A 16,671-nucleotide genomic window follows, 5' to 3' on the forward strand; every position below is an offset into this window, starting at 1 on the left:
AAATGGATATCAATCAAATCCAAAGCAAATTAAATAGTTTAAAAGGCTGGCAAGCTAAGTATCGAGAGATCATGTTATTAGGCAAGCAGCTACCTGCATTACCTGAGCCACTAAAAACCCCTGATGCGCAAGTTAAGGGTTGTGAAAGTAACGTGTGGCTTCATTTGGACCTAGATGAATCACAACAAAGACTAGTCATCATTGCTGACTCAGACACTCGAATTGTGAAGGGGCTGCTAGCTATCATCCTAGCGTGTTACAACAACGCTCTCCCACAGGACGCTCAATCCATTGATGCTTATCAGCTGTTCGAAGAAATGGGCCTAATTAAACACTTAAGCCCATCAAGGGGCAATGGTGTTAAAGCCATTGTTGAGCAAATAAAACGCCAAGTTGAAGTACTCCAATAGACAGCCCTTCAACAAGCTCAAACAGAAATCATCCTTTACCTAAGCCCAAGACATCCATAGGCATGAGCATGGTGTTTAGCAGCCCACTTAATCGTGACTCATTCATCTTTTAAGTGGGCTTTAAGACTTATCTTAGCTAACTGAAATGATTTATCATTCTCGAAGCGCTTTGCAGTATGTATCCTCTAGGTGATGCAAATATGCTAATTAAATGGCTCATTGGTTTAATTGTTGTACCGAGCTGTTTAGAGTAGCTGACACATTAAGGCTTGTTATTTTTAACCAATCTATGGTCAATAGTCTTTATCGCTGATACGTAATTAGATTAACAGTTCCACACGCAGCACATGTACTCAGACATACAGCACCTAAAGGTTCACTCACCAACTACCGATGGAGTAAAGTGTTCGCTATTTTTTCAATAAGGTACGTTCCGCCACCTAATATATTTTGCATGCGAACACTGTATTGACTTTGAAGACTTATTTGCTGATCCGAGCACACTTATCTAAATATTTTCTAATAGACCGTGCAGCTGCAAAAAAACCAAAGCTGCCAGTCACCATAGTTGCAGATCCAAAGCCAGTAGCACAGTCCATATTTTTGCTACCATCAGCTTGCTGCTTTGCTTTACAAACAGCCCCGTCTCCGGTCGGATAAACAAGTTGCTCCGTTGAATATACACAATCAACGGCAAACTTTCGTTTTGGATTTGATGTAAAGTTGTATTGTTTACGCAGTAGGTATCTCACTTTAGCAAGCAAAGGGTCATGGGTCGTTTTAGCAACATCACCAAAGCAAATTTGGCTCGGATCCGTTTGTCCCCCTGCACCACCAGTTGTCATTACTGGTATTTTATTTCGTTTGCAATGTGCGATCAGGGCTGCTTTTTCTTTCACAGCATCAATACAATCAATAACGTAATCAAAACCTTGAATATACTCTTTGATATTTTCAAGTGTGATAAAATCATCGATAACGGTAACCTGGCAATGTGGATTAATACTTTGCAAACGTGTTTTCATTGCTTCCGCTTTGATATCACCTACCGTTTCGGTAACAGCGTGCAATTGACGATTGATATTAGTTACACAAATATCATCTAGGTCAATTAAGGTAATATGTCCGATACCTGTTCTTGCTAACGCTTCTGCGGCCCAACTACCAACCCCACCGATCCCGATGACGCAAAAGTGAGCTTCACTTAGCCATGTCAGTTGCTGTTCACCGTATAATCTACCGATGCCACCAAAACGAAGTAATGTATCTTGTTCTGTCATATTACCACTCTAACTGCTCAGGCTGACGCCATGATAAAAAAATGTCATGCTCAATTAATTGCATAAATTGCGAACCTTCTTCTGGTACTGCGCTAAAACTTTGAAGTGTTCCGTTCCAATAAAATGAAAGGGAAAAAGCGTGAAGGTATACCCTATCTGACTGCTTACCACCATAGCTCTCATCACCCAATATTGGTGCTGATAAACTTTTTAATGCAACTCGAAGCTGATGCGTCTTGCCACTGTATGGCTTAAGTAAACAGGCCCTCAAACCGGATTTAATACTCGCAGTATAAAACCGTGTGACAGCAGGGTTGTCTTGGCTTTTTAGCAACTTAAAAGTACCACGGCGCGACTTAGCCATATCACCTTTTATCCAGCCTTGCTTTTTTTTCGGTTTATCGGAAATCAGCGCAAGGTAAAATTTGTTTACCTCTCGAGCCGTAAAAAGCGCTGTAAGCTTCGCGGCCGCTTGGCTTGATTTTGCCAAGACAATCAACCCTGAGGTCACCTTATCCAATCTATGTACAGGGAATAAATTGCATCCCAGTTGTTGCTCCAACAGTGCGACAAACCCTGCCTGCTCTTCACTGTGAAAGCTCAAATTACAGGGTTTATAGGCAACAATGTAATCTTCGTGTTGCGCAATGACATTGAAGTTAGTCATTCAAAAACTCGACCACTCTCTCTAGGTCCTCTGGGGTATCCACACCTGCATGAACTGGTTTAATCGCCTTTGTAACCTTGATTGGATAGCCATGAAACAATACCCTAAGTTGCTCTAGTGACTCTTGCACTTCAAGTGGTGAAACACTTAGTGCTAAATAAGTTTTAATAAAACCAGCACGATAGGCATAAATTCCAACGTGACGATTAAAATGAGATACTGGGATGCGCTCTTTATCCAGTGCCATCATACTGTCTCGCTGAAATGGAATGGGTGAGCGTGAAAAATACAGTGCATTTTGATTAATATCACTGACTACTTTGACTGCATTGGGGTTTAGCACTTCTTCTACATCGTTAATATCCACACTCAGAGTTGCCATAGGTGCAGACGATTGGAACAATAAATCAGCAACTTGAGAGATGTTTTCGGGCTCCAGCAGTGGTTCATCACCTTGCACATTTACCATCAGTGTGTCGTCGTCAAGATTGAGTAACTCCACAACTTCAGCAAGGCGCTCTGTACCGGACTGATGGTCTTCTCGCGTCATTAATACGTTGTCAGTAAAACGCTTTACTTCGTCATAAACCAATTGATGATCGGTAGCCACATAAACAGCTTTTGCACCCGACTTGACCGCCTGTTCATACACTCTTTGAATCATGGTTTTGCCGCAAATATCAACCAGCGGCTTGCCCGGTAATCGGGTTGATGCATATCTTGCCGGTATGACAACTATGAATTCCACTTTTCTACCTCTTCAAGGGATAACTCCCTTGCTTCATTTTCTAACAAAACAGGAATATCATCTCTTACAGGATAAGCAAGCTTTGCGGCTGTACTTATAAGTTCTTTGTTTTCTTTATCATATGCTAATTTGCCTTTGCACACTGGGCAGGCAATAATTTCAAGTAATTTTGTATCAAACGCCATGGGTGATAATCCCCTTTTTATCTAATAAATTATGGAGCTTAGTAATAAGCCCTTCTGACGGAACAGCATCTACACGTAAAAAATACCAGTTGTCTTTCGCAAAAGACTGGCATTTCACCGCGTCTTTTTCTGTCATGAATAAGTTGTTTTTGCTAACTGTGTCAAAATCCTGCTCGGTAAACATATGATGATCAGCAAAGTGCCGGCTTTGAATAATGTTTACGCCATTGGCTTTTAACGATTTTTCGAATCTTGCAGGGTTGCCTATCGCGCTTACGGCAATGCCTTTGGGTGTAAAGTCACTCACCGGGAGCCCTGTTTTTACACTAAAAATACCTGTCGTATTAAGTGAGTAGCCATCCTCTTTAATTGAACCATTGAATACCGTTAAATCCACGGTCTTCAAACGTTTAGGTAGCTCTCGTAGAGGGCCTGCGGGCAATAACAAGCCATTTCCAAAACGGCGTTCATTATCGACAATGCATACCTCGATATCTCGGTCTAATTGGTAGTGTTGCAAACCGTCATCGCTTACAATTATATCAGGTTCATTATTTTCAATGAGGTATTCAATACTCGCTTGTCGATCAGCGCCAATGACCACATCGCAGCCAAGTCGCTTAAAAATCAATAGTGGCTCATCGCCCGCTAGCTGTGCGGTACTATCATTTGAAACTTGATACGGTGTATGAGGTGGCTTCGCGCCATAGCCTCTGCTTATCACAGCTACTTTTAACCCCAGTGATTGCAAATAAGGCACCAACCAGAGCACAAATGGTGTTTTTCCATTGCCACCAATGCCAATATTTCCAACAATCATTACTGGTACAGAGGCTTTGTACGAAGATTTAATACCCAAGCGGAACAAAACACGTCTTCCCCCGCTTATTAACCAAAATAGCGCACTCAGTGGCAACAACAAAATATTAATTAGGCCAACTGGTTTGTACCAGCTCTTCTCTATTTTATTCACAATTATTCACCGTATTGCATTTTGCAAAGTGCTGAATATGCCCCATCCTTTGCTAATAACTCTTGATGCTTTCCTTGTTCAAGCACACGTCCCTGCTCAAGTACATAGATTTGGTCTGCCTTCTCAATGGTAGATAAACGGTGTGCAATCACTATCGAAGTTTTATTCACCATAAGTTTATCAAGCTCCTCTTGGATCAAACGCTCTGACTCAGTATCCAAAGCCGAAGTTGCTTCGTCTAGAATTAGAATTGGCGCATCTTTGACTATTGCTCTTGCAATAGCGATGCGCTGTCTTTGACCACCAGAAAGCATCACCCCATTTTCACCCACTTCGGTGTTCAGCCCATCTGGCAGATCTTTAACAAACTCCCAAACATGTGCTTTTTTGGCAACTTCCACGAGCTCTTCGTCTGACATTTTTTCATCTAGCCCATACATTATGTTGTTGGCTATCGTATCGTTAAATAGCGTAACGTGCTGCGATACCAAGGCAAACTGCTTCCTTAAGCACGCCAAAGAATAGTCGCTCAATTCAATGCCATCTAGCGTAATTGAACCGCTATCTAAATCGTAAAATCTGGGTAATAGACTTGAAAGAGTTGACTTACCTGAGCCACTTCGTCCGACCAATGCTATGCTTTGCCCTGCTGGAATATTAATCGATAAGTTTTCTATGACTGGCTCATCTTTGGTTGGATACGTGAAAGAGACGTTTTTAACCGCGATATCACCTGCAACTGCTTCAACACTGTGCGTACCCAAGTCTTTTTCTTTTTCCTGATCCAGTACTTCAAATATGCTATTGGCTGCCGCAATACCGCGCTGAAAGTCACTATTAACATTAGCCAATTGCTTTAAAGGTCTTAACATCATCACCATAGCAGTAATCAACGACGCTACGACGCCTGGTGTTAGTGACTCATGCACATCAGGCATGGCAATTATAGCAAGCACGACAGCCATGGCACTGGCTGCAATCAGCTGGATCACCGAAACGCTTAACGCTCTAGTTGCATCCATTTTGACACGCTGTTGGCGATTGTGGTTGTTCACCGTGGCAAAATGTGAAATCTCTTTTTCCTGGCCACCAAAACCGTGAATTTCTTTGTGCCCTGATAACATTTGTTCAGAGCTACGGGTGACTGCCCCCATCGCGTCTTGTATTTTTTTCGAAATTTTTCTGAAACGTTTAGATACTACGCTGACCACGATGGCAACAAATGGCACGATCACCAAGAATAGCAATGACAACTTCCAGCTAATGGCAAACATTCCCCAAAGCAAGAAAACAACAAACGCGCCCTCTCTAATTGCAACCTGTAATGCGCGCGTCACAGCCTGCTGGACCTGCTCTGTATCAAATGTAATCTTCGAAACTAGCTCACCGTTTGAGTGTTTATCGTGAAAAGAAACTGGCATAAATAGCATATGTTCATATAACTGTTGTCGCAGCTTCCTAACCACCTGAGAGCCTACATAGCTCAAACAGTAAGATGACATGTAATTAAATACTCCTCGCCCTAGAACGAGTAAAATTACAACAAAGGGAGCCATCGCTAATACGTCTTGGTTGCCTTCAGTTAAACCTTCATCCATAAATGGCTTCATAAGCTGGATGAACAATGCATCCATAGCCGCATACCCGAGCATACCAATTACGGCGAACAACGCAGCAGCTTTAAATTCGTAGGTGTAAGTCAAAAGCCTTTTATATATTTGCTTTCCAGACGATTGCATAGTAATACTCTAAAACTTCAAAACCCCCTTATTGTATCCGCCAATACACAAAAACTGAATGCATTATCTTAAAAACCATAGATTTTTCGCGTTTCTTGCGGTGTAAACTTCAAAGTGGTCAGAAAACACCCTGATCTGAATTTGCCCATCTAATGCCGTATCGTATATTTCGTATTCAGCATCGAGATATCGCTTTAGTATTTGTTGGTGGGGTAATTGCCAAGCAGTGTTGTGACTTCGAGAGAAGATCACAGTCTTTTTGGCGCCAACAGCGCGTACAAAAGGTAAGCTTGAAGAAGTACGGCTACCATGATGTGGTGCTAATAAAAAATCAGCGTCTAATTGTTCACCATATCGAGCCGTTAGTTTTTTTTCTGTCGCTGACTCAATATCACCAGGTAAAAGTAACTTGTACTTCCCATCATCGACGACAACAACGCAAGAGCTATTGTTATCATCATTCTGACGCTCACTAGGCCAAATTGAACGAATTGTTAACTGACCAAAAGTTATTTCCTTCAAGCCACAAGGCTGCCTGTATGGAATACCATGAAAAGCGTTTAGAGTTTTCTCGAATGAAAACTTTACTAAATCTGGTAACCCACCTGCATGGTCACCGTCATCGTGGCTCACAATTGTATGAACAAGCTGAATGTCTCGAGCGCGTAGATAAGGTAAAATCACCTTCTCAAACATGGAGTAAGTGCCAAAATAATTGGCTCCCAAGTCATATAAAAACCCTTTACCCTGATGCTCTACCAAGATGGCACTACCATGACCAACATCAAAAATATTAATTTGCCAAGGTGGCGAAGTATCCACTGCTTTGTGCGCTATTAACACAATCATTGGTATTACCGCGTAAGCACGAATAAGAACATGGCTGAGCATAAGCAAAATTAGCATTATCAATGCTGCTTGAGTGGCGGATATATAGCCTACTTCAAGCCAGTTGTAGTCAAGATTAGTTAACCACTGATACCCAAGGTAAATAAGATGGTCTAGTTGACTCATCAATTGAATATTGTAGCCAGCTGCAACCATTATTTGGAACAACAAGGCAGGAAAAATAACACAAGACAATAAAGGGATCGCTATTAGGTTCACTACCACACCCGATAAACTGATCCCTTGAAATGCAAAAATCATTAACGGACTCAGGGTGAGGAAAAGAAGTAACTGAATTTTGAAAAACCAAGCACACTTTGCTGTCCAGCTTGCTTCGAAACTTTTGTGAGAAACAGGGCCTGCGAGCAGCCACAAAATGCTCGCGACGGCGGCAAATGAAAAATAAAGCCCCAAATTAAGGAGTGTAAATGGTGAGATGAGTAATATAACCGTTAATGCATATGTCAATGACCGGGTATAGCTCACTCTCGCCCCCATCACATAACATAAAACGCCTATGAACGTCATAAACCACGCACGCTGCGCTGACACCTGCATACCACTCAGCACAACATAGCCACCAGCCAATACCAGAGCACAAACTAACCCAAAAATATGTATATTTATACTTTGTGCTACAACATCTTTAAATGGGTAAACAGCTGTTTTTATTAAAAGAAAACTAAGAGAAAAGAAAATAGCAATATGCAAACCTGAAATTGCCAATAAATGACTCAAGCCCAACATACGAAAGTGTTCTTTTTCTTTTTTGGGGATTAGTGATTTGTCTCCAGTCATTAATACGTAGTACAACCAACCAAATTTATACTCACCAAATGTATCCAAAACAAAATGTCGATACTTATCTTGCAGAGCATTTGTATCCCCGACTCTAAACGTTACTTTCAACCTACCTTTAAAATGGACATAATTGCGAAAGGCATATAATTCCGTATTGAAGCCATATAAATTTTTCCGGGAGCGAAAAGTTTTCAGTTTGGCAATTCCGGCGACCATATCGCCTTCTTGCAATTTAATGCTGTCAGTATCCGCCGACAAATTTGCATACACTTTTTGCCAGGATTTAACCTGAAACTTGTCAATAGATTTGATGTCTACCTGTATGTAGGGACGTTTTCCCGCTTTTATAATTTGGGTCACTTGAGCAGTGATCTTTACTGGTTTGTCAACAACTAGGTTTTTCCAAGAAAGCTGATAAAACAACTGGTAATGTAAAACTGTAACAAAAATACCTAAAATAAAACCTGCCAAAACGTTTGAAAAAAGCTTAAAATAGCTACTAACTAAAACGAGCAAGGCTAAACTGCCGGGTAACTGCCAATTATCCATGTAAAATACGGATATTAGACACCCACAGATTATGCCGCAGCAAATCAATATTGAAGTAGATGGTTGCTCTATATGGCGAAGAAAACGATCCAACGCTTTTTACCCGATCACAATAAGATCAAAGAACAAAAATCGTTAAGAATTTTTGGAAGTTTATTGCATGATGCAAACCTCTGGCATCTTAATCGACGCTCAGCACGAGGTGCATTTTCTGTTGGACTATTTTTTGCGTTCATCCCTGTCCCTTTTCAAATGGTTTTAGCGGCTGCACTCGCAATTCCATTTCGAGTAAACTTACCTTTATCAATTGCGCTTGTTTGGATTACAAACCCGCTAACAATGCCACCAATATTTTACTGTTCTTATCTTGTCGGGGTTTTTGCCCTTGGTCAAGAGATGCAGCCTTTCCATTTCGAGCCAACCTGGGCATGGTTAACAGAAAGTATCACCACCATTGGTCCCGCATTTATCGTAGGATCGTTGATCTGTGCATGTATCGCAGCCATTATCGGCTTTTTTGGTATCGATTATCTTTGGAGACGCTCAGTAAATAAAGCGTGGGAAGCAAGGAATCAGTAATTTTTTATTTGGAGTTTAAGACCAACCTCCTTCAAAAGTAAATTTCATAAAAAAAGGGCCTAAGGCCCTTTTTTTATTTGTTTACTTTCTGCGTCTTCGCAACATTAACAGCGGCAGAGCCAATAAACTAAATACACCAAAAGATGCTGAGCTTCTCTCGTAAGTTTCAGCTTCTTCAGGCGCACATTGCTCAGGTTGACCACTGCTATCTGGAGTTAGTAATACAGGCACTGCTATCGACTCATACTCGTCCGCACCTGAACTATCTTTCATCACTTGTCCTAGGCTATCTCTGCGCTTTGCCGTTTTTGTCGCTACACCGTATATTCGGTTATCTTCCGTAATCTTGACAGCTTCTACAACACTATATGGAAAAGCATCACTCTTACACGGCAACAAATCGTTTATGTTCTGCAGCTCAGAGTTAGAAGTATTATAAAGAAACGCTTCTCTTCTTGGGTTGTCACCTAAATTTTCTGCCTCTGCCTGACCGACAATATAACCGGCATCGTTGATATCTTCAGGGAATAATGCTGAACCATCATAGAATGACTTTATTTCTGTATACTTCTTGTCATTTACATCGAAGTAAAAACCTTTAACTTGCTCTTTTCTACCAAGTGTAATTTCATTAAAACGGTAACCGATTGCTACACCTTGATTGTTAATTTCAACGCCATGGCTTGACTCATAACCTTCAACATGATCAACTATTTGTGTAAATGTACCGTCTTTGAAAAAGCCAGCTCTTTGTCTGATGATGAAGTTGTCGTCTTTACGTGTTTGTGAATGACCAACAGCAACGCCTGCATTGTTAACTGCTAGCGCAGTTCCGATATGAGCACGCTCTTCATCATCTTCACGAACCAGACCAACACCGATGCTTTTAGATTCACCCGGAATAATATTGAAATTAGCGTCAAGCTTCCATTGGTATGCTTCGCGGTTGTAATACTCAGATAAATTCTGTAACCGCCACACACAAACGTTCACTGGCTCGCTTTCATTTTTACAAATATCGTCAAAGCGATCTTGACCATCTTTAGCGACACTGACAGCACTTTGGCCAATTACTAGATAGGTACCGTCATCTAATTTTTGCACGTCAGTAGCGATACTCTGCCCACCGTAATCCGCGTCAAAACTTGGAGATGGTAGTTCAATCACTTCTCCCCCTGGCGTTATAAACACTCCTTTAGAGGAAAACTCTCGCTCAAAAAAGACCGTTGTTTCATTTTCGTCTTTTTTAGTAAATTCGTTCTTTTTCGTGTATGGCGCTGTGCCCCAACCGACCATGGCACCATCTGATGAAACAGCAGTGATAAAAGAGACTACTGAACGAGATAATTCTCCTCCTGTATAGTCTCTTTGCGCATCAAAAATCACCTTTTCGTCGGCGCTTGAGGTCGCATATATCAAGCTGGTGCTAGCGTTTAATTTTTGAAATTCTGCATTACCATTACGCTGGCCCAAATAGCCACGCATAAATGCATGTGCATCTGGATCTGTTGCTGTAGCGTTATTATTTTGGATATCATCAAGCGTAAATTTGATAGGATCATCGATTCTATCACGCGCTTCTTTCAAACGATCATATTCTCTTATTAATGTTTCATCGCTAAAGTCGATGTAGCTAACATCAATTTTTAAGTTAAAGAGTTCTGTTGCTCGACCTGCAACAACACCTGAGTCATTAGCATCAGAGACAAAGGTATTCTTTGATCCATTATGTGATGGTAACTCTGTTAATTGGTACGTTGCAGCAAATAGCTGCCCTGAAAAGCACAAACCAATACTGGCGGCTAAAAGTGAATATCTCATTTCAATCCTTACTGCTGATTCTGTAAAGCTTCTAATTCTTCCCAACGTTCATACGCGGTTTCGAGCTTGGACTCCAATTCCGCTAGTTGGTTCAATGCTTGTTGTGTTACATCAGACTCTTGTTTAAAGAACTCAGGGGAGTTAACTAATTCTTGCTGACTTTCAAGCGCGGACTCAAGCTCCTCTACTTTACTCGGCAAGCCTTCTAATTCAAGTTTTAATTTGTAACTGAGCTTACTAGATTTGTTTTTACTTGTATCTCGCTTTGCCGGGCTTGTAGCAGCCTTTTCTTTATCTAACTTTTCCAGCTCTTTTTGTTGCGCCAGTTTATTGTCACGATAAGACTCGAAATCACTGTACCCGCCGACTATCTCAGTAACAACACCATCACCTTCAAACGCCCACACGCTATTACACGTATTATCGATAAACTCTCTATCGTGGCTGACAATTAAAATTGTACCTTGATATTGCGTGATAATTTCTTCTAACAGCTCAAGTGTTTCTATATCCAGATCGTTGGTCGGTTCATCCAAGACCAATACATTTGATGGTTTTAAGAATAGCTTAGCTAGGAGTAATCGGTTTTTCTCACCACCTGAAAGTGCTTTTACTGGTGTTCTCGCTCTTGCTGGTGGAAATAAAAAGTCTTGTAAATAGCCTAAAACATGACGACTTCTGCCACCTATTGAGACCTCTTGCTTACCTTCCGCAACATTGTCTTGCACTGTCATTTCTTCATCAAGCTTTTCTCGGTATTGATCAAAATACGCTACTTCTAGATTCACGCCTTGCTTGATCTTACCGCTGTCTGCTGACAACTTGCCAAATAACAGCTTGAGTAAAGTCGTTTTACCTATACCATTTGGACCAATTAATCCAACACGGTCACCACGCATAACCAGCGTTGAAAAGTCTTTTACAATTGGCTTATCTTTAAATGCGTGATTTACAAAGCTCGCCTCAAATACCAACTTACCTGAACGCTCGGCCGACTCAATATTGAAATCAGCTTTACCGACCTGCTCAACACGTTGTTTGCGCTCTACACGCAACGCCTTAAGTGCACGAACTCGGCCTTCATTACGTGTTCTTCTCGCTTTGATCCCCTGCCTGATCCAAGCCTCTTCTTCAGCTAGTTTTTTATCAAACAGCGCATTTTGCGTTTCTTCTACTTTTAAATCATGGGCTTTTTGATCTAGATACTTTGCGTAGTTTCCTGGATAAGAAACCAGCTTACCTCTGTCTAAGTCTAGAATCCGAGTTGCCACAGCTCTAATAAAAGCACGGTCGTGGGAGATAAAGACGATGCCACCTTTAAAATCTTTTAAAAACGATTCAAGCCATTCCACACTTGCCATATCCAAGTGGTTGGTGGGCTCATCTAGTAGCAATAAATCAGGATCGCTTACCAACGCCTTTGCCAATGCAACTTTTCTCAACCAGCCACCAGAGAGCTTTTCCAAGCGCATTTGCGCGGTCAGTTGCAACTGGCTCAATACTAAGTTGATACGACTTTCAAAACGCCATGCATCCGCAGCTTCAATCTCCGCAGACAACCGTTCAAGTTTATTAAGCAAGCTCGTTGACTGATCTGTTTGAAGCGCCTCACTGACATGGTTGTATTCGATTAATAGACTCGCAACGTCAGGTAAGCCTTGCGCCACGTAGTCAAATACACTCCCTTCGGCGCCTTTTGGTGGATCCTGTTCAAGTCGCGATACTTTTAATCCAGTCAATCGGTTTATTTCACCGTCGTCCAGCAATACCTGACCATCAAGGACCTTTAATAAAGTTGATTTACCGGCACCATTTCGACCAACAATACACACCCGCTCGCCAGCTTCGATAAGCGCATCTGCGTTGTCTAATAAAGGATGAGAACCAAAAGCAAGTTGTGCTTTAGCAATTCTAATTAAATCCATCTTCTTTTATAAACTCTTCAATTTGTTGTTGAGTAAATGGCCAGTTCAGCAATTTACCTGTTTTTATATTCTTAATTACTGGGATTGAAGTTTGAAACTGTGTCATCAATTTCTCGTCTTCCACAATATCTTGATGATGAATGTCGTTAGTAGCAAGCACATTAACTGCTAACGCATATGCTTGCTCACAGAGATGACATCCATCAGTATGATATAAAACCACCTTAGCCATGAGTGATAAGCCAGCTATTGTGAATTTGCTTGTTTCGCTTAAAGTCAGGAGATAGTGTCTCCTTTGAGATATTCTCCGCTTTCAGTCCCAAACCCATTAATGCAACTTCATCCATTTTAAATCCACGCTTGTTGTTAGAGAACAACAGAACGCCATCTGGGCTCAAAATATTCTTTACCCAAGTTAGCAATTGAATATGGTCTCTTTGCACATCAAAAACATTCTTCATTCGCTTTGAGTTTGAGAACGTAGGAGGATCTAAGAAGATCAGATCGTATTGACCTTTCGCATGCTCAAGCCAGTTCAGACAATCTGCCTGCTCGAACCTAAAACGCGGATTTTTAAGGTTATTAAGCGCAAAGTTCTCTTCAGCCCATTTGAGGTATGTCTTTGACATATCAACTGTCGTCACCGACTTAGCCCCGCCAAGAGCAGCATGAACTGATGCAGAGCCGGTATAAGCAAACAGGTTTAACACTCGTTTATCTTGTGCGTTTTGTTGAATAAACCGACGCGCAAGACGGTGATCTAAAAACAGACCGGTGTCTAAATAGTCATACAAATTTACTTTAAATTTTGCACCAAATTCTTCGATAACTTGATAACGATTTTGTTTTTCGTATGAAGTATATTGCTCATCGCCGCGCTGTTTTTTACGTACCTTAACCGCTAAGTTGCTTGGCGAAATATCTAATGTCTCAGCAGTCAAAGAGATGACATCTTGTAACCGCTTATCTGCGACTTCCGCGTTAATTTCTTTTGGTGCTGCATATTCAAAGATAACCGCGTTATCGCCATATACATCAACCGCTACGTTATATTCAGGGATATCTGCGTCATACAAGCGATATGCTTCAACAGCCTCTTTTTTCAACCAACTTTTTAGGCCCTGCTTATTCTTTTTAAGCCTGTTAGCAAATGCGCGAGACTGTTCATAATGTAACTCTGAAGTTTGTTGATTCTGCGCAACTTGCTTCTCATTCAGCTCATACATAAACAAAGTGACATCAATTGGGCCGTTCTTAAACTTATAACGTTTTTTAGACGCAAGCTTAAGCAACCTAAATAACTCATCGTCGGTACCGAGCAGCGCAGCATTCCAATCACGATAATGCTTTTTGAAGCTCACACCCATGTTACGATAAAGATTAATTAATTCGGCCATTGAGCCCAAGCGCTCACCATATGGTAAGTTACTTAGCACTGTCCCAGGTCGTTTCGCGACAGACTGCAATTTTCCAGCATCTGCCACTTTAAACTGGATAAACTCGCCAACACCAGCGCGATTAGCATTAGATTTTGCTGTTTCTATTACTTTTGAATCAATATCGTGACCAATTAACCACAGCTTAGAATCTACTTTTTGTTGTTTCAGTTCCTTTTGTAACTCTTTAAATTTTGCATCTCTAAAACTTGGCAAACGTTTAAATGCAAAAGATTTATTCAAATTAGTAGGCGTTTTTAGCGCCATACTCGCAGCTTCGATGAGTAACGTACCCGAGCCGCAGCAAGGATCAAAAAGCGGTTTAGACGTATCATTCAACCAACCACTGCGGGTCACAAGTGCTGCTGCAAGATGCTCGCGAATTGGCGCCTTGCCTTGTTTTAAACGGTAACCACGGTCCGATAACCTCGGTCCTGAGTAATCCAAATATAAGGCAATTTTTTGTTTGTTGAGCTTAGCAATGATGCGAACATTGGCATCTTGTTTATCTACTGATGGACGCTGCTCGTAAAGATCTTGAAAATAGTCAACCACAGCATCTTTGATGACTAGCCCTGAAAACTGAGTGTTTTTTAATTCTTTATTTGTACCGTTAAATTCAACAGCAAAAGTTTGTGAAGGGCCAAACCACTCTTGCCAACCCTGAAAACGAGCAAACTTATAAAGGTCATCTTTATTATTAATGTCTTCATGCTCGTCAATCAACAACATGACGCGCGTTGCGTATCGCGTCATCATACAAAACTTTTGGGCAGTGAGGTTGTCTGCTTCAAAGCGAACCGAACCAATACTTTGCTTTGTGACTTTAATTTCGAAAGATTGAAGTTCTTCGACTAGTAAATTTTCGATGCCAATCGATGTAAGCGCAATAAACTGCAATGTGATAACCCTGTAATTTCAATTGACGCGATTATAACACAGCTATGTACAGACGGGGATTGGATTAAGCTCTTATGCTTACTTTATTACTAACCAATACTGGGTGGATACGATCGTTCAAAACTTTTATCGCTTGGAACTGTTCTAAGCTAATATTTTCGTCAAGTTTAAAGTCCGCGGTCAAGTTGATGCACAAACTCGCTTCACGTTCATGATCAACAATTAGGCACTCGCCTGTCATCACTTTAGACTTAAGACTTACAACAGCGTTGCAAAGCACATCAGCCCCTGTATATGACCGAAAAAACCAACTTTTGGCTTGCACAGGCAACAAGTGAAACTTGGCAGCAGTTGCGTTTAGTGCAATCTGGCAGCATTGTGCTTCAGACCAAACTGAATAACTGCACAAATAGTCAAAAACATTTTGATAGAACTGCGCTTCTTCAACGCTAAAGGTAGGACTGGAATCAGAATCAGCCGTAAGTTGGCGAAGACGATAAGGAGTGCAAAGCTGAAGCTCATCACCCAAATCAACAAGCAAACGGTTCTGCACGCGACATTGAAGCCAACGCCACTCTTTTGATGCTTGCAAAATCGCCCTCCGCATTACTATTAAATTAATTCATCCAGTAACGCGAAGTATATCGCGATTTTTGCAAGTGTGAAAATATTTATAATAACAATTTGTTTAGGATCTTTTCGTTATATGACTGATCCTTATAAAGAGTTTACGATCCTTTTGATCAATTGTGGCCCTTCGTATATAAAACCAGTATAAACTTGAACCAGATCTGCACCTGCATTTAGCTTTTCTTGTGCCGCGTCCGCGCTATCGATACCGCCCACACCAATAATAGGTAATTTGCCCTCAGTCAAACGCTTTAATTCAGACACTACATGGGTCGATTTTTCACGGACAGGACGACCAGATAAGCCCCCTGCTTCATTGGCATACTCAAGTCCCTGTACAGCATCTCGCGCCAGTGTAGTATTGGTCGCAATAACGCCATCAATTCTATTATTTACAAGTGATTCAGCAATTTGCGTAAGCTGTACTGCATCTACATCAGGCGCAATCTTAACTAACATCGGCACAGATTTTTTGTGCTTTTCAATTAAATCAACTTGCTCATTCTTTAAACTTTGTAACAAGTCATCCAGCGCTTCGCCATACTGTAAATCACGCAGCCCTGGAGTATTAGGAGAAGAGATATTTACCGTGATATAAGAAGCGTGTTCAAACACTTTTCTCATACAGTGAATATAATCATCTTTGCCCTGCTCGTTTGGTGTATCTTTGTTTTTACCAATGTTGATCCCAAGGATCCCGGTATAATTCGAAGCTTTTACGTTAGCAACTAAATTATCTACGCCTTTATTGTTAAAGCCCATTCTGTTAATCACAGCATGTGCTTCTGGGAGACGAAATATACGTGGCTTATCATTACCAGCTTGAGGCCTAGGTGTAACAGTACCTACTTCAATAAACCCAAAACCCATTTGGCCAAATGCATCAATACATTCAGCGTTCTTGTCTAGACCTGCAGCTAACCCAACTGGGTTGTCAAATTCTAAGCCTAAAAAGTTAACTGGCTTTTTAGGTAGAGACTGTGACCAAGCAAGACTTAATGGGGTATTTTTGAAACGGCGCAAGTTGCCTAAAGCAAAGTCGTGGGCCCATTCCGCATCTTTATTAAACATATAACGACGTGCTAAATCGTAAAACATCGAGACTCCTTAAGTTCCTGGTAACAGTTTGAGGCAAAAAAA

15 protein-coding genes are annotated in these 16,671 nt (G+C 41.2%); 2 read left to right on the plus strand and 13 right to left on the minus strand.

The window, feature by feature from the left end; all coding sequences use genetic code 11:
• Positions 1-2: 2 nt before the first annotated feature.
• Positions 3-410: a SufE family protein gene (locus tag J8M00_RS20155; protein ID WP_211012287.1), complete on the plus strand. Its 408-nt coding sequence runs from the start codon at positions 3-5 to the stop codon at positions 408-410.
• 482 nt (positions 411-892) lie between these two features.
• Here the strand turns inward: J8M00_RS20155 and tcdA are convergent, their stop codons facing one another.
• From tcdA to J8M00_RS20190, 7 genes are all read right to left on the minus strand, one after another.
• Positions 893-1,690, minus strand: coding sequence for a tRNA cyclic N6-threonylcarbamoyladenosine(37) synthase TcdA (gene tcdA, locus J8M00_RS20160; RefSeq protein ID WP_211012288.1), 798 nt, complete (start codon positions 1,688-1,690; stop codon positions 893-895).
• Between the two features lies 1 nt (position 1,691).
• Positions 1,692-2,357: a TIGR01621 family pseudouridine synthase gene (locus J8M00_RS20165; RefSeq protein WP_211012289.1), complete on the minus strand. Its 666-nt coding sequence runs from the start codon at positions 2,355-2,357 to the stop codon at positions 1,692-1,694.
• Positions 2,350-3,105, minus strand: a complete 756-nt coding sequence (kdsB, locus tag J8M00_RS20170) for a 3-deoxy-manno-octulosonate cytidylyltransferase (RefSeq protein ID WP_211012290.1) — start codon at positions 3,103-3,105, stop codon at positions 2,350-2,352. The genes J8M00_RS20165 and kdsB overlap by 8 nt, the downstream gene beginning before the upstream one ends.
• The gene (locus J8M00_RS20175) at positions 3,093-3,290 is read right to left on the minus strand and encodes a Trm112 family protein (RefSeq protein WP_023399430.1); all 198 of its coding nucleotides are present in this window, start codon (positions 3,288-3,290) and stop codon (positions 3,093-3,095) included. Before J8M00_RS20175 ends, kdsB begins: the two co-directional genes overlap by 13 nt.
• Positions 3,280-4,263 (minus strand): tetraacyldisaccharide 4'-kinase, encoded by a 984-nt coding sequence (gene lpxK / locus J8M00_RS20180; protein ID WP_211012291.1) that lies wholly within the window; start codon positions 4,261-4,263, stop codon positions 3,280-3,282. The genes J8M00_RS20175 and lpxK overlap by 11 nt, the downstream gene beginning before the upstream one ends.
• Positions 4,264-4,265: 2 nt before the next feature.
• Positions 4,266-6,002 carry a lipid A export permease/ATP-binding protein MsbA gene (msbA, locus tag J8M00_RS20185; protein WP_211012292.1) on the minus strand — a complete coding sequence of 579 codons (1,737 nt, stop codon included), beginning with the start codon at positions 6,000-6,002 and terminating at the stop codon, positions 4,266-4,268.
• A gap of 63 nt (positions 6,003-6,065) precedes the next feature.
• Entirely contained in the window at positions 6,066-8,333 is a 2,268-nt protein-coding gene (locus tag J8M00_RS20190) for a DNA internalization-related competence protein ComEC/Rec2 (protein WP_348772562.1), read from the minus strand.
• On the opposite strand from J8M00_RS20190, the gene J8M00_RS20195 reads away from it, so the two are divergent.
• Entirely contained in the window at positions 8,313-8,819 is a 507-nt protein-coding gene (locus J8M00_RS20195; protein ID WP_023399426.1) for a DUF2062 domain-containing protein, read from the plus strand. The genes J8M00_RS20190 and J8M00_RS20195 overlap by 21 nt on opposite strands.
• Before the next feature lie 81 nt (positions 8,820-8,900).
• On the opposite strand, the gene J8M00_RS20200 is transcribed toward J8M00_RS20195, so the two are convergent.
• The 6 genes from J8M00_RS20200 to pyrD form a co-directional block, all read right to left on the minus strand.
• Positions 8,901-10,640: a DUF3466 family protein gene (locus J8M00_RS20200; protein WP_211012294.1), complete on the minus strand. Its 1,740-nt coding sequence runs from the start codon at positions 10,638-10,640 to the stop codon at positions 8,901-8,903.
• Between the two features lie 8 nt (positions 10,641-10,648).
• Positions 10,649-12,565 (minus strand): ATP-binding cassette ATPase Uup, encoded by a 1,917-nt coding sequence (uup, locus tag J8M00_RS20205; RefSeq protein ID WP_211012295.1) that lies wholly within the window; start codon positions 12,563-12,565, stop codon positions 10,649-10,651.
• Positions 12,552-12,797: a glutaredoxin family protein gene (locus J8M00_RS20210; RefSeq protein ID WP_211012296.1), complete on the minus strand. Its 246-nt coding sequence runs from the start codon at positions 12,795-12,797 to the stop codon at positions 12,552-12,554. The genes uup and J8M00_RS20210 overlap by 14 nt, the downstream gene beginning before the upstream one ends.
• Positions 12,790-14,901, minus strand: a complete 2,112-nt coding sequence (rlmKL, locus tag J8M00_RS20215; protein WP_211012297.1) for a bifunctional 23S rRNA (guanine(2069)-N(7))-methyltransferase RlmK/23S rRNA (guanine(2445)-N(2))-methyltransferase RlmL — start codon at positions 14,899-14,901, stop codon at positions 12,790-12,792. Before rlmKL ends, J8M00_RS20210 begins: the two co-directional genes overlap by 8 nt.
• Positions 14,902-14,965: 64 nt before the next feature.
• Positions 14,966-15,496: a cell division protein ZapC domain-containing protein gene (locus J8M00_RS20220; protein WP_211012314.1), complete on the minus strand. Its 531-nt coding sequence runs from the start codon at positions 15,494-15,496 to the stop codon at positions 14,966-14,968.
• A gap of 122 nt (positions 15,497-15,618) precedes the next feature.
• The gene (pyrD, locus tag J8M00_RS20225; protein WP_211012298.1) at positions 15,619-16,629 is read right to left on the minus strand and encodes a quinone-dependent dihydroorotate dehydrogenase; all 1,011 of its coding nucleotides are present in this window, start codon (positions 16,627-16,629) and stop codon (positions 15,619-15,621) included.
• Between the last annotated feature and the right edge of the window lie 42 nt (positions 16,630-16,671).

The sequence above is a fragment of the Pseudoalteromonas luteoviolacea genome, from assembly GCF_018100925.1.
Taxonomy (GTDB): domain Bacteria; phylum Pseudomonadota; class Gammaproteobacteria; order Enterobacterales; family Alteromonadaceae; genus Pseudoalteromonas; species Pseudoalteromonas obscura.